This is a genomic window from Haloferax larsenii, assembly GCF_024730625.1.
Classification (GTDB): Archaea; Halobacteriota; Halobacteria; order Halobacteriales; family Haloferacaceae; genus Haloferax; species Haloferax larsenii.
The window spans coordinates 2,837,628-2,862,203 of record NZ_CP078063.1 but is presented as its reverse complement, the minus strand read 5'-3'; the positions used below and the strand labels follow the sequence as shown (position 1 = coordinate 2,862,203).

The following is a 24,576-nucleotide window of genomic DNA, read 5'->3' as shown; positions in this document are numbered from 1 at the left end:
TCAGAGTTGTTCGACGAGTTACGCCGCGTGTGCGGCGGAAGACTCGTGGCGTTTAACCGAAGAGCGCGCCGAGGCCTTCGCCGTCTGCCTCTTCGTCTTCGTCGTCGCCTTCGTCTTCGTCGGCAGCCTCGTCTTCGGCTGCGTCGGCTTCGTCGTCGTCGTCAGCCGTCTCGACTTCGCCACCAGCGCCGCCCGCAGCGGGAGCGGGGGCAGCGGCGGCCGTCTCGATGGCCTCTTCGATGTCGACGTCCTCGAGCGCGGCGACGAGCGCCTTGACACGGGACTCTTCGACATCGACACCGGCAGCGTCGAGCACTGCGGTGATGTTCTCTTCGTTGATCTCTTCGTCCGTCTCGTTCAGGATGAGAGCAGCGTAGACGTATTCCATTGTTGTGTTCCTCGTAGTGTGTTGTTAGAACAGAGAGCCGAGCGCGTCGCCTGCGTCTTCGTCGCCGTCGTCATCGTCGGCGTCCTCGTCAGCATCGGCGTCCGCTTCGGTCTCTGCGGGTTCTTCGTCAGTCGATTCTTCTTCCTCTGCGGCGGGCGCGCTAGGCGCGGAGACGCCGCGGAGTTCCTCGGGAAGCGCCTCTTCGTCGTCGATCTGTGCGGCGAGCGCCCGAAGCTGGGCGTCTGCCTTCGAGACGAGTTCCGGCATGAAGTCCGGACTCTCGATGTTCGCGAACAGACCGACGGATTTGGCTTCGCCAGTCGCCTTCGCGATGAGCGTCGGCGCGGTCTGGGCGGTCGGGTAGACCGCGTTGACCGAGAGGTTCGTCGCGGCGGCGACGGCCGACTGGATGTCGGCGCGGTACTCGTCCACGTCGATTTCGAGTTCGTCGGGTTCGAACAGGACGCCTTCGGAGAAGACGCCACGAAGGTCGAGACCGACCTCCTTGGGTTCGATACCGAGTTCGGCGAGAACGTTGGAGAGTTCCTCGGAGACTTCCTCGCCCTCGTCGAGGACCTGGGAGTCTTCGGTCACCTTGATGGAGCCGTCCATAATGCGCGCGGACGCACCGACCTGCTGGAGTTCGCCAACGAACGGACCCGGGTCCACACCCGTGTCACCCTCGGGGATGACGATGTCGTTCGGAGCGACCTCACCAGCGTTGATGGGCGCGGGCGTCTTCGACGCTTCGAGCTCCTTGAACAGCGCGAACGGATTGTCGTTCGTGCCGATGAGCGCCACCTGTCCGGCGACGTACTCTTTGAGTTCCTCGAATCCGTCGTCGACTTCGTCGAGCGCGCGGTTCACGAGCGTGTTACGGCTCATGCGCACCTGGGCCGAGCCGTGCAGCTCGCGGCGCATGGCCTGGAGCTGTCGGCTCGGGATGCCCGCGACGCCCACGACGCCGACGGATTCGTAGCCTTCGATGAAGTCGACGAGTTCGTCGACTTCTTCACGCTTCCACTGAGGGATCTCTTCCGTCTGTCGGACACCGGACTCGCTCATGCGGGCACCTCCACGGATGGGCCCATCGTGGTCTTCACGAAGACCGAGTCGATGTTCAGGGGACCCTTTTCGAGGGTCGCCTCGAGACGACGGATGATGACGTCGATGTTCTCCGCAATCGAGTCAGGATCCATGTCGTCCGCGCCGACACGCGTGTGGAACGTGCGTCGGTCGCGGGAGCGGAGTTGCACCGTGTTCTTCATCCGATTCACCGTCTCGGCGACGTCGTCATCAGGCTGAAGCGGGGTCGGCATCTTACCGCGGGGACCGAGGACGGTACCAAGGTAGCGACCGATGTCCTGCATCAGTGCTGCCTCGGCAACGAAGAAGTCGGTCTCGTCGGCAAGGTCCTTCGCCGCATCGGTGTCGTCACCGAGGTCTTCGAGCTCGTCGGGCCCGAGAACCTCGTCGGCGACACTCTCAGCTTGGAGCGCGGTCTCACCGGTCGCGAACACCACAATCTGGGTGTCTTGGCCGGTGCCAGACGGGAGCACGATGCTCTCGTCAACACGCTTTGACGGGTCGTTAAGATCCAAATCGCGCAGGTTCACGGCGAGGTCAACCGTTTCGCGGAAGTTCCGCCCGGGTGCCTCGTCGAGTGCGCGAGAGACTGCGTCAACTATTGTATCTGCCATTATTCACCTCCGTAGTACGCAGGATTGCTCCTACGGGTCAGTGAAACAGGCTGCTGCCTGCCTCGTCCGGCAGGACGAGTAGGCTCGACTTAAGTCCGTCGAAGAAAGGGCGTCGAAACGCCCGAATTCGGGCGTTTCGCGTGGCAAGAGACCACACGCGGACTGCGCAGCCGCTGGCCGCGACGTGGTGGAGAGGAGAAAACGGGTCGAGAGAACCGACCCGACGGAAAGGGCGATTCGACGCGGTCGAGACGATTATTCGTCGTCGAACTGGTCGTCGAACTCGCCGCCGTCGATACGCTCCTTGAATTCACGAGCGTCCTCGCCCTCGATGGTGACGCCGAGGGACGCACACGTCCCGGCGACTTCCTTCGAGGCGTTCTTGAGGTCGTACGCGAGCAGGTCAGAGGACTTCTGCTCGGCGACCTTCTTCAGCTGTTCGATGGACATGTCGGCGACGAAGTCCTTCTGGGGTTCGCCGCTGCCGGTGTCGAATCCGACTTCGTCCTTGACGAGTGCAGCCGTCGGTGGGACACCGACTTCGATAGAGAACGAGCCGTCGTCCTCGTACTCGACGGTAACGGGCACTTCCATGCCGTCGAACGCTGCCGTCTGGTCGTTAATCTGGTTGACGACGTCCTGCACGTCGACGGGGGTCGGGCCGAGTTCCGGGCCGAGCGGCGGGCCGGGGTTCGCCTTCCCGCCGGGAACGAGTACTTCGATAGTTCCAGCCATACGTGGAAACACCGTGTGGCGACTTTTAACGGTTTTCTTTCGCCCGGAGATGTATGAGAAGACTACGCACGGCGGCGGCAGCAACCCCGTCGCGCGCGATTTGGTCGGCTATGCACCAGCTGGCTCGGGTCGGGGGCCGCTCGCGGTACAGGATGACGCCGGGGGGTTACAGGTCGACGCCGAAGGAGTCCACGTCGCCAGCGAGTTCCGCCATCGCGCCGAGGAGTGCCGCCACGTCGTCGAGGTCGTCGGTCGAGACGACTTCGACGGGCGTGTGCATGTAGCGGTTCGGAATGCCGATGTTGAGCGACGGAATGCCGGAGCGACTCGTGTAGAAGGCGTCGGCATCGGTGCCGGTGTAGCTCCCGGCAGCCTGCAGTTGGACGTCGATGTCTGCCTCGGTCGCAGCGTCGCGGGCGAGCGAGACGACGTTCGGATGGTTGGCGCTGCCGCGGGAGACGACCGGTCCCTCACCGAGTTCGATTGGACCTTTCGCCTTGCCCGGCACGTCCGGGTTGTCCGTCGCGTGGGTCACGTCGACCGCGACCATCGCGTCGGGGTCGAGGTCGTAGCCGACCATCTTCGCACCCTGTACGCCGACTTCTTCTTGGACTGTACTGACTGCGTAGACCGTCGCGTCCACGTCGTTTTCGACGGCGGCGCGAAGCCCTTCGGCGGCCGACCACGTGCCGACGCGATTGTCCATTCCGTTGGCCGCGACGCGGTCGCCCGCGAGGTCGCGCACTCGGGCTTCGACCGTCACGGGGTCGCCGACTTCGACGTAGTCTTTGGCCTCGCCCTTGGTGGTCGCGCCGATGTCGACGAACTGCTCTTCGAGGTCGTCGTACTCTTCGCTGCCGGTGTCCCGGAGGTGAATCGCGGTCTGGCCGATGACGCCGGAGACGTCGCCGTCGTCGGTGTGGACCGTGACGTGCTGGCCTTTCGAGACGGTGCGGTCAGCGCCGCCAATCGCGTCGATGCGGATGAATCCGTTGTCGTCGATGTCGCGGACGATGTAGCCAATCTGGTCGGCGTGGCCGGTAAAGGCGATTTCGGGGCCGGTCCCGGACCCTTCGTGGACGGCGACGGCGTTTCCGTAGGCGTCGACCGTCACGTCGTCGGCGAACTGCGAAACGTAGTCGACCCACACGCGCTGGCCGTCGATTTCGTAACCAGACGGGCTGGGAGTCGTCAGCAAATCGTCGAGGAAGGCACGGCGGTCTTCGTCCATAGAGAGACCTCATTGGTCGTCCGTGAAGAACACAGCGAAAGTGTGCCGCACCGACGCGTTCGCCGCAACGACTATCTCGTTTGTGAGCGTAGTATGAGTATGGCCGATTTTACCCTCTTCGAGGTGCACCTGCACGACGGATTCGAGTTCAGCCCGACCAACCGCGCACCACTCATGGGCGCCCAAGACGAATCAGATGACGACTACGACGTGGAGTTCGAAGACGACGCCGAAGTCGACTACGAAGCCGAATACGAATCGGCGTCCAAAGGCGGGTCCAAGATGGGCCTCCTGTTCGGTCTCGTCCTGCTCATCGGCATCGCCGCCGGCGTCCGCTACCTCCGTGGCGGCGACGACCTCGACGAACTCGCCGACCTCGACGAGCGCGAGGAAGTCGAACTTGGTGCCTGAGCGCGCAGTACACCCTCATTTTGTTCGGCGGGCGATGTCGTAACACAGTGGCGACACCGGTCGGATACGCTTAAGCGAGTCCCACAGAAAGCCCGGAACATGACCGTTTCGAGCGCCCCCGGCAAGGTGTATCTCTTCGGGGAGCACGCCGTCGTCTACGGGGAACCCGCCGTTCCGTGCGCTGTAGAGCGACGCGCGACTGTCTCCGTGACCGCCCGGGACGACGACCACGTTCGCGTCCGTGCCGAAGACCTGAGTCTCAACGGCTTTACCGTCGAGTACAGCGGTTCGACCAGTGACCGTCCGGACGTCGATGTTCCCGCCCCCCTCGTCGAGGCGGCGGTCGGCTACATCGACGCGGCCGTCGAACAGGCACGAGACGCCGCCGACGCGCCCGACGCTGGCTTCGACATCACGGTCCAAAGTGACATCCCGCTCGGCGCTGGCCTCGGTTCGTCCGCGGCCGTCGTCGTCGCCGGAATCGACGCCGCGACCCGCGAACTCGGCGTCGAACTCTCGCCGCGCGAAATTGCTGACCGCGCCTATCAGGCCGAGTACGAAGTCCAAGACGGTCAGGCCTCGCGCGCGGACACGTTCTGCTCCGCGATGGGCGGTGCCGTCCGCGTCGAGGGCGACGACTGCCGAACCATCGACGCGCCCGCCCTTCCGTTCGTCATCGGCTTCGACGGCGGCGCGGGCGACACCGGCGCGCTCGTCGCCGGCGTCCGCGACCTCCGCGAGCAGTACGACTTCGCCGCCGACACCGTCTCGACCATCGGCGACATCGTCCGCCGCGGTGAGACGCTACTAGCCAATGCCGACCCGGACGAGGACCCATCCGACGAGTTCCTCTCCGAACTCGGCGGCTTCATGAACTTCAACCACGGTCTCTTGGAAGCGCTCGGCGTCTCCTCGCGCTCGCTCGATTCGATGGTCTGGTCGGCCCGTGAGGCGGGCGCACACGGGGCGAAGTTGACTGGTGCGGGCGGCGGCGGCTGTATCGTCGCCATCGACCCGACCCCGGAGACGATGACGGCGCTCCGGTTTACACCCGGATGCGAAGACGCCTTCCGCGCCGAGCTTGCGACCGAGGGCGTGCGCGTCGAAGAACCGCCAGAAGCTGCCGAATCGGCGGGAAGCGACGACTCGTTCACGGAGGATTCGGCGTGAGTCTCGTCGTCCTCAAACTCGGCGGGAGCGTCGTCACCGACAAAGACGAGCCAGAGACGGTGGACGAAGCTGGTCTCGCGGCAGCTGCCGACGCGGTCGCTTCCCTCGCCGAGACCGGACAGGTCGTCGTCGTCCACGGCGGCGGGAGCTTCGGTCACCACCACGCGACCGAACACGGCGTCTCTTCGGAGTCCGGGACCGACGACGCGCGCGGCATCCGCGCAATCCACGACGCGATGAAGGACCTGAACGACGCCGTCCTCGACGCCCTCGCCGACCGCGACGTGGCCGCGCTGCCGGTTCACCCGCTTTCGGCCGGTGCCCGCGAGAAAGACGGGTCGCTCTCGCTGTCGCTTTCGGCCACCGACGCGATGCTCGACGAAGGGTTCGTTCCAGTTCTCCACGGCGACGTGATTGCTCACGCCGAGAAGGGCGCGACCATCGTCAGCGGGGACGACCTCGTGGTGTCGCTGGCAAGCGGACTCGACGCCGACCGCGTCGGCCTGTGTTCGACTGTCCCCGGCGTGCTCGACACCGACGGTGACGTGATTCCCGAAATCACGGCGTTCGAGGACGCGGCTGACGCGCTCGGCGGGTCGGACTCGACGGACGTGACCGGCGGCATGGCCGCCAAGGTACAGAAGTTGCTCGCACTCGGTGCGCCCGCGCACATCTTCGGTCCGGACGGACTGTCTGCGTTCGTCGCTGGCGAGTCGCCGGGGACTGTCGTGCGCGGCGAGTAGGCGCAGAACCGACGTGTTCGGGTCGCCGTCAGCCTTCAGCTAGAATTCCAGCACCATCCCGTCTTCTGCGACCGCGACGTCGCCGTCGAAGTGACTCTCGACGCTCTCGACGAGTTCGTCTGTCACGCGGTCGGCGTGCGGATAGAGGTGCGTGAGGTACACCGATTCGATGTCGCTCCCGGAGAGAACTTCGCCGAGTGCACTCGGCGTCGGGTGGTTCGACACCTCGATGTCGTCCGGGAACGAGCAGTCGTGAACGAGGACGCTCGCGCCGTCGGCGAACTCCACGAGGCCGTCGAACGCCTCGGTGTCGCCGGAGAAGACGAAGTCGTTCTCTCCTCGTTCGTGCGTAAACCGGTATGCGAGCGTCGGCATCGAGTGGCGAACCTCGTAGCCCATGACGTCGAATCCGGCGATACCGAACTCGTGCGGGCCGACCTCTCGAATCTGGAGGTCGAGTTTACCCTGCATGTAGTCGTGGACATCGAGCAGCCCTTCGACGAGTGCCTCGGTCCCCTCGGGGCCGACGATTTCGAGGTCGTCTTCGCCGACCAGCCAGCGGGCCTTGATGAGGGGCATGAGGTCCGAGACGTGGTCGAGGTGGTGATGCGTGAGAAGAACCGACGAGATTCCTTCGTACCCGACCGTGGTTTCGGCGAGTCGTTCGAGGACGCCCGACCCGCAGTCGACGAGAATCGCGTTCGTCTCAGATTCGAGCAACAACCCGGTCTGTCCCCGTCCAGAGACGGGCATCGCACTGCCAGTACCGAGAAACGTGACGCGCATACGATGTTATACCACGCTTCGTGCGATAGTACTTGCGTCCTAACATACCAACGGACAATAATGATAAATTTGATATTACACAAGTTTCTTTTCGTGAGTGAGATTGTGTCTCGCATTCGCACACTACTTTCCCACGGTGTCTTCGCCGTTCTCGGCGTCTATGCAGTGGTATCGCTCGCATTCCTCATCGTCGCGCTCACTCCAGACCCCGGTGAGGCGTTCATCGCCCACCAGCTTGCTCGGACGGGGCAGGGCGACAAAATCGAAGCAAAACTACAGGCGTACCGAGCAGCCCGAAACCTCGACAAACCAGTCACCATCCGCTACATCCGGTGGATGATTGACATCACAGTGTTCGACTGGGGTCGCTCGCTCGCAACTGGTCGTCCCGTGCTCGGGATGGTGCGTGGTGGTCTCTCTTACACGCTCTCGTACGTCGTCCCCGGCGTCCTGTTCGGGACGCTCGGCGGTATCTGGGCGGGACTGTCAGGGTCACTCGACGACCAGTCGCGGTCACGACGTGGCCTGTCGGTCGTTTCGTACGTGGCCTTTGGTGTGCCAAGCTTCTGGCTCGCCGCTATGTTCCTCACCGCAATCGCCCCGGAGATATCTTGGTTCCCGGATATTCTCCCAACTGACGGCCTATTTACGTCCCAGACCGCGCTGTTTCTCGTTCCCCCCGCGATAATCGTCGCGGCGAACGTCTTCGCTGGACAGCTCAGGTACGCCCGCACCAAGGGTCGTGAGTACTTCCAGTCCGACTTCGTCCGACAGCACCAGGCAATCGGCATCAGCCGGTGGCGCGTCATGTGGTACGTCCTCCGTGTCGCCGCCGTCCCGTTACTCGCGGTGTCGCTTGCGGACCTCATCGCCATCCTCGTCATCAACATCTTCGTCATCGAATTCGTCTTCAACATCCCCGGCATCGGCCTGCTCACCTATCAGGCCATCCTCGACCGCGACATGCCGGTCGTGTTGGGAATGACGATGGTAGTCGCGCTCACCGGCATCGGTGTGAACTTCCTTCAGGAAGTCGCAAACACGGTTCTGGACCCGCGAATCGGTGACGACGGAGGTGCCGCATGAGCGACCTTCTTCCCAGCCGGTGGACCGACAACGACTCGGTGAACGGTCTCGGACTGCGACCGATTGTCGTCATCGTCGGACTCGTCAGCTTCGCGGCGCTCGCGTGGTACTCGTTTTTCGTCGAGTCGCTTCCGTACCTCGACGGGCTTCGCAGAATCGACTTCCTGTTCATTCCGGCGCTGTTCCTGTTTGCCGTCTACGGCGTCATCCCACTGCTGGTCGAACCGACTCGGGCAAAGCCAGTCTGGGACTACGCGAAAGGACGACCGCTGGTGTTGTTCAGCCTCCTGTGGGTCGTCGGATTCGTCGTCGTCGGACTGGTCGCCCCGATTTTCATCGAGCGGTCGTTCGACCTGAGCGCGACTCACCAGCCGCCAGCGTTCACGACCATCCCGAGTACATTCTCGAACGACTGTCTCGGGACGCTCGCCAATGGGCGCTGTTCTGGCACGCTGGCACACCCCCTCGGAACGACGAGTATCGGTCGTGACGTACTGGCGCTCGCCATCTTCGGGACGCGCGAGGCGCTCACGTTTGCGACTATCGTCGCCGCCCTGCTCGTCCCCATCGCCACCTTCGTCGGCGTCCTCGCCGGATACATCGGCGGCTGGACGGACGAGGTTCTGATGCGGGTCGTCGACGTGCAGCAGACACTCCCGGCGTTCGTCATCTACCTGATTGCGAGCTTCCTCTACGGCGAAAGCCAGTTCCTCCTCGTCGCCGTCTTCGGCCTCACGAGTTGGGGAAGCGTCGCACGAATCGTCCGCAACGAGACGGTCCACCTGCGCGCGAGTGAGTTCGTCTCCGCCGCAGTCGTCGTCGGCGCTGGAACGCCGCACATCCTTCGCAACCACATCCTCCCGAAGCTGTCCGGCTCTATCGTCACCGCTGTCACGCGACAGATTCCGATGTTGCTCCTCGTCGAGGCGGCGCTGTCCTACATGGACCTGACGGTCGTCACCACGGGGTCGTGGGGTGTGACGATTCGAACCGGAATGAACTACTTCCCGCGAGCGTGGTGGGTTTCGGCCGTCCCGGTCGTTGCCCTCTGTATCACGGTCGTCGCCTTCAGCGTGCTCGGTGACGCGCTCCGGCACGTGTTCGACCCGAAGATGAGTAGCTAACTACTCACGGACGCGTGAGTGACTGTCCGCCCCGCGACCGACCGGCTGGCAGGGCACAACCCTCATACTTACGCAGGCTAACCCCCACGCAATGACCCAACGCGGCCGGTCCCTTCTCGCGTCGCGGGCCGACGAGTACGACTTCGACCCCGAAGCCGTCGCTGTCGCCGACGAGGACGTACTCGGCCTCTTGGAACCCGCCGTTCAGGAGTGGTGGGTCGACCAGTTCGGCGAGTTCGTCCCCGGCAACGGCGGCTTTTTCACCCCGCCACAACGCGGTGCGATTCCCCTCATCCACGAGGGGGAAAATTCCCTCATCTGTGCCCCGACCGGGTCCGGCAAGACACTCGCCTCGTTTACGGCCATCATCAACGAGTTGTTCCACCGGGACCGCGAGTCGCCCGACGGTCTCGACAACTCGGTGTACTGTCTGTACGTCTCGCCTCTCAAATCACTCGCCAACGACATCCACCGCAACCTGACCGAACCACTGGACGGAATCGCCGACATCGCCGCCGAGCGTGGCGAGACAATCGACATTCGCCACGCCATCCGCCACGGCGACACCTCGTCGGCAGACCGCCAGAAGATGCTCGACGAGACGCCGCACATCCTGAATACGACGCCGGAGACGCTCGCCATCCTGCTGAACTCGCCGAAGTTCAAAGAGAAACTCCGAACCGTCGAGTACGTCGTCGTCGACGAGATTCACAGCCTCGCCGAGAACAAACGCGGGACGCACCTCTCGGTCTCCTTAGAGCGGTTAGAAGACCTCGCCGAGTCGTCGCCGACGCGCATCGGGTGTTCTGCCACCGTCGAACCCCTCGATACCGTCGCGGAGTATCTCGTCGGCTGTGACGGCGGCGAGCCGCGAGACTACGAAATCGTGGACACGCGCTTCGTCCGCGACTTCGACCTCGAACTTGAATGTCCGACCGATGACCTGATTCGAACGCCGCGAAGCGAGGTTCAATCGCGGTTCTACGACCGCCTCCACGAACTCGTCTCCACACATACAAACACGCTCGTGTTCACGAACACGCGCTCCGGGGCCGAGCGCGTCCTCCACAACCTCCGCAAGGACTTCGACGACATCGACGAGACGAATTCCGGGTGTCACCACGGCAGCCTCTCGAAAGAGCGCAGACAGGAAATCGAGTCGAAACTGAAAGCCGGCGAGTTGCAGGTCGTCACCACCTCGACGAGCCTCGAACTCGGCATCGACATGCCGCACATCGACCTCGTGGTGCAGGTCGGGTCGCCGAAGTCGGTCGCCTCGCTCCTCCAGCGCGTCGGCCGCGCCGGCCACCAACTCGGACAGACCGTCGAAGGTCGGGTCATCGCCCTCGACAGGGACGAACTCGTCGAGTGCGCTGTGATGCTCAAGAAGGCCGAAGAGGGGTTCGTCGACCGCGTGTTCGTCCCCGAGAACACCTTCGACGTGGCCGCCCAGCACGTCTACGGCATGGCCATCAACGAGATTCGCCCGGAGTCCGAGATTCGGGAGACGCTCCGCCGCGCGTACCCTTATCGGAACTTCTCCGACGAGGACTTCGAGCACCTGTTTCGCTACCTGACGGCCGACTACGACGGCCTCGAAGACAAGAACGTCTACGCGAAAGTCTGGCGAGACACCAACGACCCGCCGGACGGCGAGCACCACTACCCGGAGTACCCCGTCGGCGAACCCCTCGTCGGCAAGCGCGGGCGAATGGCGCGCGTCATCTACATGACCAACATCGGGACGATTCCCGACTCCTTTACCTGCGACGTGGTCACTCGCGGGTCGAACGAGTGGGTCGGCACCCTCGACGAGGGCTACCTCGACACGCTGGAGAAAGGCGACGTGTTCGTCCTCGGCGGCGACAACTTCGCTTATCGATACCGCCGCGGGTCGAAGGTGTACGTGGACAGGACCGCCCAGCGGCCGACCGTCCCCTCGTGGTTCTCCGAGCGTCTGCCCCTCTCGTACGACCTCGGGAGAGAGATTGCGTCGTTCCAAGCCGAAATCGCGGCGCGTCTCCAGTCGGGCGGCCAGCCAGCGGTTCGCGCGTGGCTTCGGGACTTCCCGCTCGACGAAAACAGCGTCCGAGCCATCACGCGCATGTTCGACGAGCAACTCCGCTACGCCGGGGTAGAAAGCGTCTCGACACCGGACCGTCTCGTCGTCGAAGCGGAACTCGACCGCGAGACGTACCGCCGACACTTCTACGTCCATTGCACTTTCGGCAGGCAGTTCAACGACGGCCTCTCGCGCCTGCTCGCGTACCACGCGGCCCGACGAACCAACGCGAACGTGCAGGTCGCCGTCGCCGACAACGGCTTTTCGCTGTCGATGCCGCTGAACCGAAAAATCGACCTCGCGGGCATCCTCCGCGACCTCGACCCCGACACCGTGGTCGAAGACCTGCGGGCCGCACTCGGCGGGACCGACCTCCTGAAGCGCTACTTCCGCATCAACGCCACGCGCTCGCTGATGATTCTGAAACGCTACAAGGGCTACGAGAAGTCCGCCGCCCAGCAACAGGTCTCCTCGGAGATGCTCTTGTCGTTCGCACAGGACTTAGACGACTTCGCCGTGATAGAAGAGACCTACCGCGAGATTCTCGAAGACAAACTCAATCTCGCGGCCATTGAGGACGCTGTCTCCGCCATCGCCGCGGGCGAGATGGACGTCGTCGATAAGCAGGTCTCGACGCCGACACCCCGGGCGTTCGGCCTCGCGACGCTCATGGCGAGTGACGTGGTTCTCGCCGAAGACGAGAGCGCGGCGCTCCGGGCGTTCCACGACCGCGTGCTCGACGAAATCGGCGAAGACGACGTCGAGCTCGACGTGTCCTGACCGGCGGGGTTGCGAGCGTCGCCACCGCCCTCGTCACACGAGAAGCGTGTTCAGCGCGTCCGGAACCACGAGAACACGGCTCCCGTCCTCGATTGCGTCTGCGACCGACTCGCGGGCGTGCATGAGACAGTCGTCAACGACATCGGGCGACGCCGAGTTCGTCACGAACACGTCGTAGTCGCGGAGGACGCGCGCGACGACGAAGGCCCGTTGCGCGCCCGGTTCGTACCCCTCGCGCATCGACTCGTAGAGCGATGCTGCGTCCGCTGCGGTCGAGAGGGCGTCGTAAAACCGCTGCTCGCCGGTCCCCTCGCCCGCACCCTCGGGAAGTGCCGCGGGGACGACGAGTCGCCCGCCCTCCCGAAGCGGGTTTCGGTCGCCGAGGGCGACGTAGGTTGCGGCGCGAGTCGCCTGATAGAGATTCGCGTCTTTCGGCGCGCCGACGCCGCAGACGACCGCGTCGTACTCGTCGTCGATGGCGACAGACAGTGCTTCGCGCGCGGCCTCAGCCAAGGACCGGACGACCGAGACTGGGTCACCCGCGGCCGCGCCGAGAAACCCGCTCGGTCCCTTCGTCACGTTGAGACAGAAGTCCGGGCCGCCGACGAGTCCGGCCCGGTCCAGCGTCTCGCGGAAGGGGTTGCCTCGGACGCGACCCAGTCGGACACCGCCACGGGAGAGCATCGTCGGACCGTGAGTATAGCGGATAATCGACTCCGACCCGGCACCGATGACGACGGTCTTCGCGCCACCGGAGAAGCCCGCGTACTGGTGTGGTTCGACCATCCCGGTCGAGAGAACGATGTCGGCTGACGCGATGGCGGGGTGCACTGCGACTGGACAGCCATCGACAGCGCCGAGTGTGACTACCGAACCGGGGTCGTGGTTCACCGCGAGGTCGGCGTACTCGCCGAGTCCGTCGCGGAGTTCCTCGTCGGTCATCGGGCGATGGAGTCCGAGGCCAACGACGACCGTGACGTTCTCGCGTGGGACCGGCAGGTGGTCGAAGAGGACGTCCAAGAGCACGTCGTCGGGCGTGTCGCGGGTTACGTCGGTGACGACGATTGCCACGTCGTCGGTCGAATCGACGAGTGAGGCAAGCGGCGGGCCGTGGGTCGTCTCCATCGCTGCCTCGGCGGCGGTCCGGGGGTCGACCGGGTCGCCACCGGGCGGGCGAGCAACGTCCACGTCGCACGACGGGAGCGAAAGCGAGATGGTCCCGTCTCCGAGGGGGAGGTCCATGCCTCGGAGTTCGGCAGCGGAAAGGTGAATCTGTCGGCGAGTCGATGTCCGGAAGTGGCGGGCAGTAACTATCGCCGCGCCCACTGCAACATCCGGTCGTAGAACGGGTCGGATTCGAGCGCGTCCGCGTCGCCGACGAGACAGAGCGCCTTCTTCGCCCGGGTGAGCGCCACGTTGATGCGACGGTGGTCCTCGAACAGCGGCCCGTCTAAGTCGCCGGTGGCGACGAACGAGACGATGATGACCTCCTTCGACGACCCTTGGAAGCGGTCCACCGTATCGACAGTCACATCGGTTCGACGGGAGATTTCGGCCACCTGCGCGCGGAAGGGCGCGATGACGCCGATGTCCTCGGGCGCGACGCCCGCGGCTTCGTAGGCGGCGACTATCTCTGCCACGCGGTCCGCTTCGGTTGGGTTCGTGTTGCCGACGCGACGCCCGCCGGGGTCGACGAACGAGACCGGGTCGGCGAGAGCGTCGGGCAGGTCGGCGGCGTCCACGTCGAGGTCACGGAGGTGCTGGGCCGCGACGGGGCCGGTCGCTGGGCGGAGTGCACCGTCGTAGAACTCCGCGGAGGCGAACGCCTGAATGCGCTGGGACATCCGGTACTGGCGGTCCAGCATCACCGACGCCTCCGGGTAGGTCTCGATGAGTCGCTGGAACAGCGAGGTCTGGAGGTCGTTTTCGGCGCGGACGACCGGCGGCAGTTGTTTGTGGTCGCCGACGAGGACGAACCGGTCTGCGAGGTTTACGGCGGCGAGCGTGCCGGGTTCGGTCAGTTGCGACGCTTCGTCTACGAGCGCCACGTCGAAGGACTGCTCGCGCATCACGCGCGACCCGCAGGTGGCGGTCGTCGCGGCAACGACCGGGGCGTCGTGGAGGGAACCTGCGAGGGTGTTCGGGTCACCGCTTCGAGAGAGTCGAACGTCCTGCATGTCCTCACGGACGCCCGTCTCGGTTCCGACGCGGACGATGTCTTCGAACCCTTGGTCGCGCAGGGCTTCCAGCGCGTTGTCCACGGCGCGGTTCGTGAAGGCCGACAGGAGAACGCGGTTGCCGTCTTCGACGAGAGCGCGGATGGTCCGGGCAATGGTGTAGGTCTTACCAGTCCCCGGCGGCCCGTGGATGAGTGCCACGTCGTCGGCGTCGACCGCGAGACTGACTGCCTCGTCTTGCTTCTCGTTGTTGTCGATGTAGGTCGTGTCCGGGGAGCGGTCCGAAAACTCGGGGTCGCGGCGGCCGAACAGCACGTCTTTGCGGTCGGGCGACCCCTTGAGAACGGCGTCGTGGAGTGCCGTAAGGAGGCGGTCGACGGTGAGTTCCGAGGGGTACACGTCGAGACGGCGCAGCGGGACCGGTTCGTCGGTGGTGACGACAACTTCCTCGCCGAGTTCGACGATGCGCGCGAGTTCGGCGTGGCCCTCAACCGGGTCGCCGTCACTGGCGAGTGCAACGTCGCCCGCGCGGAGTTTCGAGACGGCATCGTCCGTCTTCTTCGCGCGGAGTTCCCACGTCCCGTCGGGGCGCTCCTCGCGGCCGAGGGGTTCGAGACCGATAACCGCCCGGTCGTCGTCGGCGCGTTCCTCGGCGGACTGTTCCCAGAGTTTGCGGTACTCGTCGTGGACCGCCCGGCGCTCTTCTTCGATGGCGCGGTAGAAGCGGTCGAAGTACTCGCGTTCGTCCTCCGGGACGGGTGTGCCGACGGCCCCGGCTTTCGACTCCTGTCCGAGACAGCCAGAGACGACCATGCAGGTGTCTTTCTCGAAGCAGTACTCGCACTTCGAGTTCGATTCGTAGCCCGTCGGCACCGACACGTCGTGTTCCATCGCCGCGATTTCGTTGCGGGTGCGGACGACGAATTCGAGGAGGCCGCGACCGATAGAGAAGTCCTTGGCGGGCGAGAGGTCGCCCGATTCTTCGGTCCGGTCCAGCGTCGTGTTCTTGGTGTAGAGGAGCGTCCCCGTATCGACTGGGACCCCCCGTTCTTCGAGGATGAGTGCGTACGCCGCCGCCTGAATCTTGTCCTGAAACCGCGGGTCGCGGTTGAGGTTCTTGCCCGTCTTGAGTTCGACAGGTGCCCCGCGGCGGAGGGCGTCAGCGCGTCCTTTGATGCCGAACGTCGGCGAGATGAGGGTGTACTCCGAGCGCCACTCGTCTTCGTCCGTGAGGACGCCCTGTGAGAGCCACCCCTCGATAGCGGCGGCGTTGCGCCGGACTTCGTCTGCGACTTCCTCGACCTCGCGGCCGAGGAGGCCGAGTTCCAGCCCGCGTTCTTCGATGCGTTCGTCGATAGACGAGTCGAGGTCGCGGCCGCGGAGCAGGTCACCGAACACCTCGTGGACGATGGTCCCTTTGACGACGGGGTAGTTCAGCGGGATGCCCGAGAGTTTGTTCAGGTAGTACATCCGCGAGCACTGCACCCACGAGCGAATGTCGGTCACGTCGACGAGGAAGTCGGGTTCGACGACGACGAAGGAGTCGCCGGAGGTGGCGTAGGTCGTCTCGCCTTGATACTCAGATTCCTCCACGTCCGTGACGAGTATGTCCATGCCCGGTTCGGCGTGCTCGGCGGCGTGGGTCCACTTCCCCCAGAGCGTGACGGTCAGTGGGTCGGCCGTTCCGCGCTCGGGGCGGAGCGTCACTTCCGCCAGCGACCGCTCTCCGTAGCGCGTTTCGACCTCCCGTGGCTCGCCGACCTCGACGACCGGACCGCGAAGGTTCACGTCGAATTGCTCGGTGAGGCGCGGGCAAATAGGCGTCGGTCGTTTGGCTTCCCGCTCGACGGCCTGTCGTTCGACGTTGTCGATTTGTCGTTCGACATTGCCGACCTGTCGTTCGACACCGCCAACCTGTCAATCGACACCGCCGCAACCGTCACGTTCTTTCTCTCCGCACCGATATGACCACATATGCGGGTTAGAGATTGGCAAGACATCCTTTCGGACGTCGTCGACGACGGCCGTGACCCGGACGACTGGCGGGCCGTGGCCGGAGAGCGACGCGACGGAATCGGCGAGGACCTCTATCTCGGCCATCCGAGCGCCGGTGTCTACCACCTCAAGACCTACGCGAAGAATCCCTACGACGTTCGCGGGGTCGGAGCGCGCGTCGCCCGTCGTATCGACGACGGCCTCGACTCGCTGTTCCCCCACCGCGAGCGTGACGAGGACGCCGGCCGGTTCGGTGTCCAGCGCCCGCCGGAAGACGAGTCGCAGGCGAAGTCGATGGCGACCCGCCTCGAAGAGACGGTGAAGGTGCACGCGGAGGCACCGACGACGCCAGACGACTTCTTCACCGACGTGATGGAGGCGCTCGATAGCCCCGCGTTCGGGCCGATGGACTACGAGTTCGACGACCGACCCGACCGCCTCGACGACCTCTCTTCGGAATTCACCGACGCGGACGACCTGCTCTCGTCTGAACTCGACGACCTCATCGAGACCGACGAGGTCGGCCGCGGGTTCCACTGACGAACCTCGATTCGGCGTTCGCCTCGCGACAACTCTTTCCGGCGAGCCAGCGGTTTCAAATCGTCCGAGAGCCTACGTTTCCAACATGTACGATTCGTCCACAGACACGCCGTCGGACTCCCCGTTGGACGACCCGGAGGACCAATGGTCGGACCGAGCCTGAGCGACGACGAGACCCGTCTCGCGAACAATCGACTCAAGCTGGGGCTCATCGCGCTCGTTGGCGTCTCTTCCGGCCTCATCGCCGTGACTGCAGATGCGACACTCGTGCAAGCGGGCCTCGCCACCATCGCCGGGCTCGTCGTCGGGTGGCTCCTGACGCGATACATGGCGCAGTGGGGGCGCGAGTTCACAGACGTCAATCGTCGTCGGTGATTCCCCAGTTTTGACATTCAAAAATCATGTCAATTGCGCAATTCATACACAGAATCGTAAACGAAACAAAACGTGTGCCAAAGAATCGCAGGCTATATATCACTCCCAAGAGGACAATTTTTCGCCGGTAACCAGGGCAGGGGCAACGACCTGGTTTTACACCGGATGCCTCGTGGGGTTCCAGGATTGGGCTCCCGGAACAACACGGGGCCCTACCCAAGGTGCGTGCGCGAACCGAACGACGTTCGGTCCTCGGGTGCGCATTTCTGATGGAGTTGCAGTCTCCTCAGGGCGACACCCGTGCGATCCATCGCTCGGGCGCGTCCAATTCTGCGTCTGTCGGCAGGTTCTCCGGATGGTCCCACACACGCGAGGCGGCCGCGAGGCCGCGCTCGTCAGCGACTGCCTCGAAGAATCGAGCGCCGCGTTCGTACTGTCGTCGCTTGAGTCCGAGCCCGAGGAATCTGCGGGCCAGTTTTGCGACGGGGCCGCCACCGCGACGGCGTTCGTCGAGCTTTCGGCGCAGGTCTTCGTACTCGTCGTCGAACGCGCGGTCCATCAGAAGCTCCGCGTAGCCTTCGACAGCCGTCATCGCCGTATCGAGCTCCCGGAACGCCTCTCGGTCGAGGTCACCTTCGACGAGCGCGTCGATACCGCGTTCCATCCGCGATTCGAGGTGAGTCGAGAGCCACGGCGCAGCGCCGAACTCCGCGGCGTGCGAGACTTCGTGGAACGCAATCCAGCGACGGAATCGCGGATAGTCGACGTCGAGTGAGTCGGCGACCCGGCGGATGTTCGGGTGGACGAAGTAGAGGCCGTGGTCGTCGTTGTCGGCGAGAAGCAGCGGGTCGTACTGCCCGAGGACGTTGTTTCCGAGGAACGAGAGAACGAATGCGAACGTGCCAGTGTTGACCGCGCGAGTCAGCCCTGGCAGGAACACTGGACCGTGTTCCTCGAACGGAACCATGACTCGACGGAACGTTTCGACGTTCGCGTCGATCCAGTGGTGACGGTTCTGAACCTCGACGACCGCGGGAACCTCGAAGTCGACGGCGGCGACGCGCCGGAGTCTGTCGCGGGCGTCGCGAACGTCGGTCGCGTAACCGTCGCGCTCGTCGCCCGACAGGTCTATCGACCCCCGGTCGACTGAGGCTTTCGCGGCCTCTCCGACGGCGTCCCAGTCGATGGTGCCTGTCCCAGTCGCCGAGGCGTCGGCAACCGCTCTGACGCTCCGGAAGAAGTTCATACGGGAACGTGGGCGCCACCGGCCAAAACGCTTCGGACGAGCTACAGAACAGTCAGAAGAGACGAACGTACGGCGCGGCGTGCCCGCTAAAGATTAGACGCTCTCTCGCGTTAGGTCTGTATGGACCGAACCATCGACCACTGTGTGTTCGGTGGTCTCGAACTCTACGACCTTCGGACCGCCGCCAACGACGTGGGCCTCACACCGACCTACGGCGGCGAACACAGCACTGGGACGACACACATGGCTGTCGTTCCCTTTCCGGATGGCTCGTATCTCGAACTCATCGCACCCACACTCGGTACCGACGCGGAGAACGCAGACTTCTGGCCGACGCACCTCGCTACGTCCGCCGGCCCGACCGCGTGGTGTGTGGACGTCGACGACGTGAGAGAAACGTCGAAGGCAGCTATCGACGCCGGACTTCCCGTCGACGGACCGCACGAAGCCGCCCGCGAACGGCCGGACGGTCGGCTGGTCGAGTGGGACATGTGCTTCGAAGGCGACGATTGGCGGCTTCCGTTTACCATTCGAGACCGAACACCGCGGGAGTACCGCGTTCCGAGCGCCGCACCGAACACACCGGTTCGCGGGCTACAGACAGTCATCGTCGCAACTCGCGACCGCGACGCGACTGCGGAGTTGTTCGCCCGCCGACACCGATACGCTTCGCCGGTCGAGATTAACGGCCCGTTTTCGAACTTCGCTGTACTTCCGGGGTCGCCCGTCGCCCTCTGCGAACCCGGCGATGGCGTCCTCGCCAAGCGAATCGAAGAGGTCGGCGAGGGGCCGTGTGCGTTCCTCGTCGGCGTCACCGACCTCGATAGAGCGCGCCAGTCGCTCTCGCTCGGCGGCGAGCAACGCTACAGCGACCGGCGGATGGCGTGGTTCGACCACGAGTTGTTCGACGGTCGGTTGGGCGTCGTCGAACTGGCCTAACGCCGCTGGAGTGCGCTTTTAGTCACGCTGCACAATTGTTCGGTCCGAGTTCGAGTTCCGTCGCTTCCTCCTCGCCCGTCACCGTCTCTCGGCCGGTGTTGATGTCGATGACGCGCTCGTAGTTCGGCGGTTTCTCCGGCGTGTCGTCGACGATTCGGTGGACGAACGTCTCTTCATCCATCGACAGTACGTCGAGGTCGCGGCGGAGTTCACCGAGCGTCGCACTCACGAGTTCGCCCGGGCTGGCGACGCCGTAGACACCCTCGGAATCGACCGAGACGTGACCGGGGAGGATTCGCGTGTCGTCGGACAAGGTGAGAATCGACTCGTGGAGCGTCTCGTAGAGGAGTGCTGCCCCTGTCGCCGCGTCCGCGTCACCGGACTGTGTCTGGTGACCTACCGAAGGAGTCTCGGCAACGTCCCCGAACTGGAGTTCGGTTCGACCGACCGATTCGACGAAGAGCGTATCCCCAGTCAAGAGGTAGCGACCATTCACGAGGTAGTTCATCATATCCGAGGTGTGTCCCGGCGCGTATCGCGCCTCGACGTCCACGTCGCCGAGTGTAATCGTGTCGCCCTCGTCGAGCGGGACGAAGTCGGAGGCGACGTCTCTGTCTGCTGCGTGGCTTCCGAGATAATACGGGACGCCGAGCCTGTCGGCCAGCGCCCGCCCACCAGAGACGTGGTCCGCGTGGACGTGCGTGTCGAGGACGCCAGCGATGGTCAGTTGCTCGTCCGCAGCGACGAGTTCGAACTCGTGGTGCTGTCGCGTCGCGTCTACGACGACAGCCTCGCCAGCCGACCGCGACCCCACGACGTATCCGAGACACCCCTTCGCGCGACGCTGGACCTGCGCAATGAACAGTTCGTCGTCGTCTGTCTTGACTTCGACCACCTCGTAGAGCTTGCTCCAGTCTTCCATTCCGCCCTTGACGACCGAGACATCGTCGTATCCGCGACGACTGAGTTCGAACCCCAACGATGTCGAGGACAACCCTTTCCCACAGATAGTGACGAGTGGACCCTCGGCGGCGAGTGCTTCGACTTGCTCCCAGTCCCACCCGTCGCCGAGCCCGTCGATAGGGTGATAGGGGACGTTTACCGCTCCCTCGATGTGCCACGCATCGAAGCTCTCCGACGGCCGGGTGTCGACCACGGTGAACGATTTCCCGGCGTCGAGGTCGGCCGCGAGTTCCTGAACCGTGAGCTGATGGAGGAGTTTTCCCATGGGTTGACGTATGTGAACAGCACTCAAAACCGTTTGCAGCGGCGGGTCTCCGAAAGGTCGCTATCGCGAGCCGACGCCGTCGCTCGGCGCGTGAGTGGTCAGAAAAGTTCGGTCTGAAGCGGGCGACCCGTCTTACAGTTCGGCCTCGAAGTCTTCGAGGGCGTAGACGGTGTCGGTACCGCGGCGGTCGAGCGTCTCGTTGGCGAGAAGCCAGTAGACGACCGACAGTGCGCGGCGACCCTTGTTGTTCGTCGGAACGACGAGGTCAACGTTCGAGGTCTGGTTGTTGGAGTCACACATCGCGATGACGGGGATGCCGACCGTGATGGCCTCCTTGACCGCTTGTGCGTCTCCGATGGGGTCGGTGACGACGACCACGTCGGGTTCGATGTAACCGGCGTAGTCCGGGTTCGTCAGCGTTCCGGGGATGAAGCGACCCGTGCGGGCACGGGCGCCGACTGCGTCGGCGAACTTCTCTGCCGGGAACCGACCGTACTGGCGGGAGGACGTGACCAGAATCTGCTCGGGACTGTAGTTCGCGAGGAAGTCCGCGGCGGTGCGGATTCGCGAGTCCGTCTGGCTCACGTCGAGGACGTACAGACCGTCGTCACGGACGCGGTGGATGAACCGCTCCATGTCCTGGGTCTTCTGCTGGGTACCGATGTGGACACCGGCGGCCAGGTAGTCTTCGACCGGGATGAGCAGGTCGGCATCTTCGTCGGGCATAACGTCCTCGTCGAAGGCCGGTTCCTGCGCTGCTTCTTCAGCCTCGGCAGCCTCGTCGGCCGCCTCGGCGGTCTCTGCTGTCTCGTCTTCGGTGGCGGCCTCGTCGGTGACCGTCTCGGCGACCTCTTCGGCCTCCGTCTCGGTTTCCTCGTCGACGACCTCCACCGCGTCGTTGTCGTTGTCGCTCATGCTGCGTCGTCCGCGATGCGGATGAGTTCGTTCAGCTTTGCAGTTCGCTCGCCCTGGACCGTCCCCGTCTTGATGAACGGAGCGTCGGTCGCAACGGCGAGGTGTGCGATGGTCGTGTCTTCGGTCTCACCAGAACGGTGCGAGATGACGGCGTCCATCCCGTTTCGAGACGCCAGTTCGACGGCGTCGAACGCGTCCGAAAGCGTCCCAATCTGATTCGGCTTGATGAGGATGGAGTTCGCAGCGCCCACGTCGATTCCCTCGGAGAGGCGGTCGACGTTGGTTACGAAGAGGTCGTCACCACAGATGAGTGTGCGGTCGCCCACACGGTCTGTGAGTTCCGCGAAGCCCTCGTAGTCGTTCTCGTCGAGGGGGTCTTCGACGTAGACGAGGTCGTACTCGTCGACCATCTCGGCCACGTAGTCGATTTGCTCGTCCGGCGTCTTCGTCTCGTCTCCGTAGTGGTAGACGCCATCTTCGAACATCTCGGAGGCTGCGATGTCGAGTCCAAAGCGAATCTCGAAGCCGAGGTCGTCCTCGACGTCGGAGACCGCTTCGTCCATAATCTCGAACGCCTCTTCGTCGGAGACGGCAGGTGCCCATGCACCTTCGTCACCCTTCGCGGCGGGAATGCCGCGTTCGTCGAGAATCTCGGACGCACGGGCGTGAACCTGTGCGTTGGCGAAGACTGCCTCGGAGACACTCGGCGCGCCGACCGGCGCGGCGAGGAACTCCTGGATGTTCGTCGCTTCCTTCGCGTGTTCACCGCCACCGATGACGTTCCCGAGCGGTGTCGGGAAGTTCTCACCGCGGAAGGCACCGCCGAGGTGCTGGTACAACGGCGCACCGAGCACGTCGGCTCCGGCCTTTGCGGCAGCCATCGAAATCGCGACGGCGCTGTTGGCGCCGATTTCCGAGAAGTTCTCGGTTCCGTCGGCACCACGAAGTGCGGCGTCGACCTCACGCTGGTTCCCGGCGTAGACCTCGTCTACGAGTCGGGGGACGGCGTGACGGCGTGCAGCCGCAATCGCTTCCGTCGGGGGAAGTTCGATCGCTTCGTACTCGCCGGTGGACGCCCCACTCGGTGCCGCAGCGCGACCGAACCCACCGGATTCGGTGAGCACGTCGGCTTCGACGGTCGGGTTTCCACGGGAATCGAGCACACGGCGTAGGGATACGGATGTGATTCGAGTCATGTTCTTACTGACCCTCTCGTTTTACGGTGAACGGAAGGACTCCTGCGTCGTACTCCTCAGCCGCGATTAATATCGGTTCGGTCTGCTCGCTCTCGACGAGCACAGGCGCGCCGTAGGAGACCTGCAGCGCGCGTGCACCGAGGATTCGGGCCTTCTCGTATCGGTTGTACCGTTGCATCATTGGTAGGGTGACACGACGTCGACGAGGTCCTTGTGCGATACCATCATCCGCCGGCAGCAGGCACGAGTGACTCCAAGGTCGTCGAGGACGTCTGCGGGGTCCTCGTCGCCCTCGCGAGCACGGGCCTTGAATTCGTCCCAGTGTTCGCCGATCACTTTGCCGCAGGTGAAACACCGGACGGGAATCATCATGGGTTGATCACCTCAGCGGTAAGACTTCTGGTAGCGAGCGCGCGCGCCTGGTCCGCCCCACTTCTTGGGTTCGGACTGGCGGACGTCGTTAACCAGCAGCGAGCGGTCGAAGTCCATGTACGCGTCGCGAAGCTCCGCGTCGTTGAGATGCTGCACCAGCCCACGCGCGAGCGCGGTTCGGACTGCGTCGGCCTGACCGGCCACGCCGCCGCCGCTGACACGCACGTCGATGTCGACCTTCGAGCGGAGGTCCTCACCTGCGATGCGGAACGGTTCCAGCATCTTCAGGCGGGCCATCTCCGGTTCGACCAGCTCGACCGGCTGGGAGTTGATACGGACTCGACCTTCGCCCTCGCGCACGGTGGCGCGGGCGATGGCGGTCTTCTTCTTCCCTGACGTGTTCGTTACCATGTGACGTTAGCACCCAGCTTCTCGGAGACCTCTCCGAGAGAGATGAACTTGATGTTCGACAGGCGGTCCAGCGAGGTGTCGTCGAGCATCTCGCCGTCTTCGTCGAACGGATTGCCGACGTAGACGCGGATGTTCGAGAACGCCTCGCGCCCGCGGGGCTTCTTGTACGGAACCATCCCGCGGATGGCACGCTTGAAGATGCGGTCGGGACGCTTCGGGTAGTACGGACCCTGGTCCGAACCGATTTCGGCCCGCTTGCGGTAGACGCCCATCACGTCGTCTTCCGACCCAGTGATGACGGCGTCTTCCGCGTTGATGACGGCGACCTTCTCGCCTGCGAGGGAGCGCTGTGCAACCTCGGAAGCGACGCGGCCCATGATGCAGTTTCGTGCGTCGACGACGACGTCGGCGTCGAATTCTGCGAGGCTCATCGGATCACCCGTACGTTGGACCCTTCGGGGTTCTGTTCAGCGAGTTGTTCCAGTGTCACGGTGTCGCCGACCTGCTCGATCTTCTTTCGAGCGGTGGACGAGAAGTCCACGGCCGCGACTGTGACGTTCTTTTGCAGCACACCGCTACCCAGCACTTTGCCGGGCACGACGACGGTTTCGTCTTCCTGAGCGTATCGTTCGATACGACCAAGGTTGACTTCCGCGTGGGTGCGCCGTGGCTTTTCGAGACGGTCCGCGACATCCTGCCAGACGTTGGCACCGGACTCACGCGAGACCGCCTTCAGCTCGGCGATGAGACTGTTGAGTCTCGGGTTCGTCTTACTCATTGTCTACCTCCAGAGAGAAAGCGGAGTGCAGGGAGCAGGATTTGAACCTGCGGACTCCTATGAGACAGCGCCCTGAACGCTGCGCCGTTGGCCAGACTTGGCTATCCCTGCACGCATTCCGCTCTACTTCATGCCCCGTAAAAACACCTTCGGTCCGACCCGGTGCCGTGGTGCGGTCGCACGCCGTG

General features: G+C 64.2%; 26 protein-coding genes and 1 tRNA gene. 9 read left to right on the top strand and 18 right to left on the bottom strand.

The annotated features are described in order from the left end of the window. Nucleotides 1-52: 52 nt before the first annotated feature. From rpl12p to KU306_RS14835, 5 genes are all read right to left on the bottom strand, one after another. Nucleotides 53-388: a 50S ribosomal protein P1 gene (gene rpl12p / locus KU306_RS14855; protein ID WP_258302382.1), complete on the bottom strand. Its 336-nt coding sequence runs from the start codon at nt 386-388 to the stop codon at nt 53-55. 24 nt (nt 389-412) lie between these two features. After that, a complete protein-coding gene (locus KU306_RS14850) occupies nt 413-1,453 on the bottom strand; it encodes a 50S ribosomal protein L10 (protein WP_007543499.1) in 1,041 nt (346 codons plus the stop codon). Next, nucleotides 1,450-2,088: a 50S ribosomal protein L1 gene (locus tag KU306_RS14845; protein ID WP_007543501.1), complete on the bottom strand. Its 639-nt coding sequence runs from the start codon at nt 2,086-2,088 to the stop codon at nt 1,450-1,452. Before KU306_RS14845 ends, KU306_RS14850 begins: the two co-directional genes overlap by 4 nt. 255 nt (nt 2,089-2,343) lie before the next feature. Further along, the gene (locus tag KU306_RS14840) at nt 2,344-2,823 is read right to left on the bottom strand and encodes a 50S ribosomal protein L11 (protein ID WP_007543503.1); all 480 of its coding nucleotides are present in this window, start codon (nt 2,821-2,823) and stop codon (nt 2,344-2,346) included. Nucleotides 2,824-2,989: 166 nt separating this feature from the next. Further along, nucleotides 2,990-4,054, bottom strand: a complete 1,065-nt coding sequence (locus tag KU306_RS14835; RefSeq protein WP_007543506.1) for a zinc-binding metallopeptidase family protein — start codon at nt 4,052-4,054, stop codon at nt 2,990-2,992. A 99-nt stretch (nt 4,055-4,153) separates the two neighbouring features. Between KU306_RS14835 and KU306_RS14830 the strand changes: the two genes are divergently transcribed. The 3 genes from KU306_RS14830 (at nt 4,154) to KU306_RS14820 (ending at nt 6,378) form a co-directional block, all read left to right on the top strand. Continuing rightward, nucleotides 4,154-4,465 (top strand): hypothetical protein, encoded by a 312-nt coding sequence (locus tag KU306_RS14830; RefSeq protein ID WP_258302381.1) that lies wholly within the window; start codon nt 4,154-4,156, stop codon nt 4,463-4,465. A gap of 99 nt (nt 4,466-4,564) precedes the next feature. Continuing rightward, the gene (mvk, locus tag KU306_RS14825; protein ID WP_258302380.1) at nt 4,565-5,635 is read left to right on the top strand and encodes a mevalonate kinase; all 1,071 of its coding nucleotides are present in this window, start codon (nt 4,565-4,567) and stop codon (nt 5,633-5,635) included. Beyond that, nucleotides 5,632-6,378 (top strand): isopentenyl phosphate kinase, encoded by a 747-nt coding sequence (locus KU306_RS14820; RefSeq protein WP_258302379.1) that lies wholly within the window; start codon nt 5,632-5,634, stop codon nt 6,376-6,378. Before mvk ends, KU306_RS14820 begins: the two co-directional genes overlap by 4 nt. Nucleotides 6,379-6,417: 39 nt before the next feature. Here the strand turns inward: KU306_RS14820 and KU306_RS14815 are convergent, their stop codons facing one another. Further along, nucleotides 6,418-7,164 carry an MBL fold metallo-hydrolase gene (locus tag KU306_RS14815; protein WP_007543512.1) on the bottom strand — a complete coding sequence of 249 codons (747 nt, stop codon included), beginning with the start codon at nt 7,162-7,164 and terminating at the stop codon, nt 6,418-6,420. A gap of 60 nt (nt 7,165-7,224) precedes the next feature. Between KU306_RS14815 and KU306_RS14810 the strand changes: the two genes are divergently transcribed. The 3 genes from KU306_RS14810 (at nt 7,225) to KU306_RS14800 (ending at nt 12,216) form a co-directional block, all read left to right on the top strand. Continuing rightward, entirely contained in the window at nt 7,225-8,250 is a 1,026-nt protein-coding gene (locus KU306_RS14810; RefSeq protein WP_309138737.1) for an ABC transporter permease, read from the top strand. Then, nucleotides 8,247-9,374 (top strand): ABC transporter permease, encoded by a 1,128-nt coding sequence (locus KU306_RS14805; RefSeq protein ID WP_258302377.1) that lies wholly within the window; start codon nt 8,247-8,249, stop codon nt 9,372-9,374. Before KU306_RS14810 ends, KU306_RS14805 begins: the two co-directional genes overlap by 4 nt. A 91-nt stretch (nt 9,375-9,465) precedes the next feature. Beyond that, nucleotides 9,466-12,216, top strand: coding sequence for an ATP-dependent helicase (locus KU306_RS14800; RefSeq protein WP_258302376.1), 2,751 nt, complete (start codon nt 9,466-9,468; stop codon nt 12,214-12,216). A 33-nt stretch (nt 12,217-12,249) separates the two neighbouring features. Here KU306_RS14800 and KU306_RS14795 read toward each other — a convergent pair whose 3' ends face one another. Continuing rightward, nucleotides 12,250-13,458 (bottom strand): lactate racemase domain-containing protein, encoded by a 1,209-nt coding sequence (locus KU306_RS14795; RefSeq protein ID WP_258302375.1) that lies wholly within the window; start codon nt 13,456-13,458, stop codon nt 12,250-12,252. 68 nt (nt 13,459-13,526) lie between these two features. Continuing rightward, the gene (locus KU306_RS14790; protein WP_258302374.1) at nt 13,527-16,181 is read right to left on the bottom strand and encodes an AAA domain-containing protein; all 2,655 of its coding nucleotides are present in this window, start codon (nt 16,179-16,181) and stop codon (nt 13,527-13,529) included. Nucleotides 16,182-16,367: 186 nt separating this feature from the next. Here KU306_RS14790 and KU306_RS14785 point away from each other — a divergent pair, with 186 nt between their 5' ends. Continuing rightward, nucleotides 16,368-16,928 (top strand): hypothetical protein, encoded by a 561-nt coding sequence (locus KU306_RS14785; protein ID WP_258302373.1) that lies wholly within the window; start codon nt 16,368-16,370, stop codon nt 16,926-16,928. A gap of 144 nt (nt 16,929-17,072) precedes the next feature. Beyond that, nucleotides 17,073-17,303 (top strand): hypothetical protein, encoded by a 231-nt coding sequence (locus KU306_RS14780; protein WP_007543517.1) that lies wholly within the window; start codon nt 17,073-17,075, stop codon nt 17,301-17,303. 286 nt (nt 17,304-17,589) lie between these two features. Here KU306_RS14780 and KU306_RS14775 read toward each other — a convergent pair whose 3' ends face one another. Further along, nucleotides 17,590-18,549, bottom strand: coding sequence for a zinc-dependent metalloprotease (locus KU306_RS14775; RefSeq protein ID WP_007543518.1), 960 nt, complete (start codon nt 18,547-18,549; stop codon nt 17,590-17,592). A gap of 120 nt (nt 18,550-18,669) precedes the next feature. On the opposite strand from KU306_RS14775, the gene KU306_RS14770 reads away from it, so the two are divergent. Continuing rightward, nucleotides 18,670-19,488, top strand: coding sequence for a VOC family protein (locus KU306_RS14770; RefSeq protein ID WP_007543519.1), 819 nt, complete (start codon nt 18,670-18,672; stop codon nt 19,486-19,488). A gap of 22 nt (nt 19,489-19,510) precedes the next feature. Here KU306_RS14770 and KU306_RS14765 read toward each other — a convergent pair whose 3' ends face one another. From KU306_RS14765 to KU306_RS14725, 9 genes are all read right to left on the bottom strand, one after another. Further along, on the bottom strand, nt 19,511-20,716 hold the full coding sequence (locus KU306_RS14765) for an MBL fold metallo-hydrolase (protein ID WP_258302372.1): 1,206 nt from the start codon (nt 20,714-20,716) through the stop codon (nt 19,511-19,513). A 132-nt stretch (nt 20,717-20,848) separates the two neighbouring features. Next, the gene (rpsB, locus tag KU306_RS14760) at nt 20,849-21,631 is read right to left on the bottom strand and encodes a 30S ribosomal protein S2 (protein ID WP_007543521.1); all 783 of its coding nucleotides are present in this window, start codon (nt 21,629-21,631) and stop codon (nt 20,849-20,851) included. Continuing rightward, nucleotides 21,628-22,827, bottom strand: a complete 1,200-nt coding sequence (eno, locus tag KU306_RS14755) for a phosphopyruvate hydratase (RefSeq protein ID WP_258302371.1) — start codon at nt 22,825-22,827, stop codon at nt 21,628-21,630. The genes rpsB and eno overlap by 4 nt, the downstream gene beginning before the upstream one ends. 4 nt (nt 22,828-22,831) lie before the next feature. Continuing rightward, nucleotides 22,832-23,008 (bottom strand): DNA-directed RNA polymerase subunit K, encoded by a 177-nt coding sequence (locus tag KU306_RS14750; RefSeq protein ID WP_049918782.1) that lies wholly within the window; start codon nt 23,006-23,008, stop codon nt 22,832-22,834. After that, the gene (locus KU306_RS14745) at nt 23,005-23,199 is read right to left on the bottom strand and encodes a DNA-directed RNA polymerase subunit N (protein WP_007543524.1); all 195 of its coding nucleotides are present in this window, start codon (nt 23,197-23,199) and stop codon (nt 23,005-23,007) included. Before KU306_RS14745 ends, KU306_RS14750 begins: the two co-directional genes overlap by 4 nt. A gap of 12 nt (nt 23,200-23,211) precedes the next feature. Beyond that, nucleotides 23,212-23,610, bottom strand: coding sequence for a 30S ribosomal protein S9 (locus KU306_RS14740; RefSeq protein WP_007543525.1), 399 nt, complete (start codon nt 23,608-23,610; stop codon nt 23,212-23,214). Then, nucleotides 23,604-24,041 carry a 50S ribosomal protein L13 gene (locus tag KU306_RS14735; protein ID WP_007543526.1) on the bottom strand — a complete coding sequence of 146 codons (438 nt, stop codon included), beginning with the start codon at nt 24,039-24,041 and terminating at the stop codon, nt 23,604-23,606. Before KU306_RS14735 ends, KU306_RS14740 begins: the two co-directional genes overlap by 7 nt. Then, nucleotides 24,038-24,388, bottom strand: a complete 351-nt coding sequence (locus tag KU306_RS14730) for a 50S ribosomal protein L18e (RefSeq protein ID WP_007543527.1) — start codon at nt 24,386-24,388, stop codon at nt 24,038-24,040. Before KU306_RS14730 ends, KU306_RS14735 begins: the two co-directional genes overlap by 4 nt. Nucleotides 24,389-24,414: 26 nt before the next feature. Then, nucleotides 24,415-24,499: transfer RNA gene (locus KU306_RS14725), tRNA-Leu, on the bottom strand. Nucleotides 24,500-24,576 lie beyond the last annotated feature (77 nt).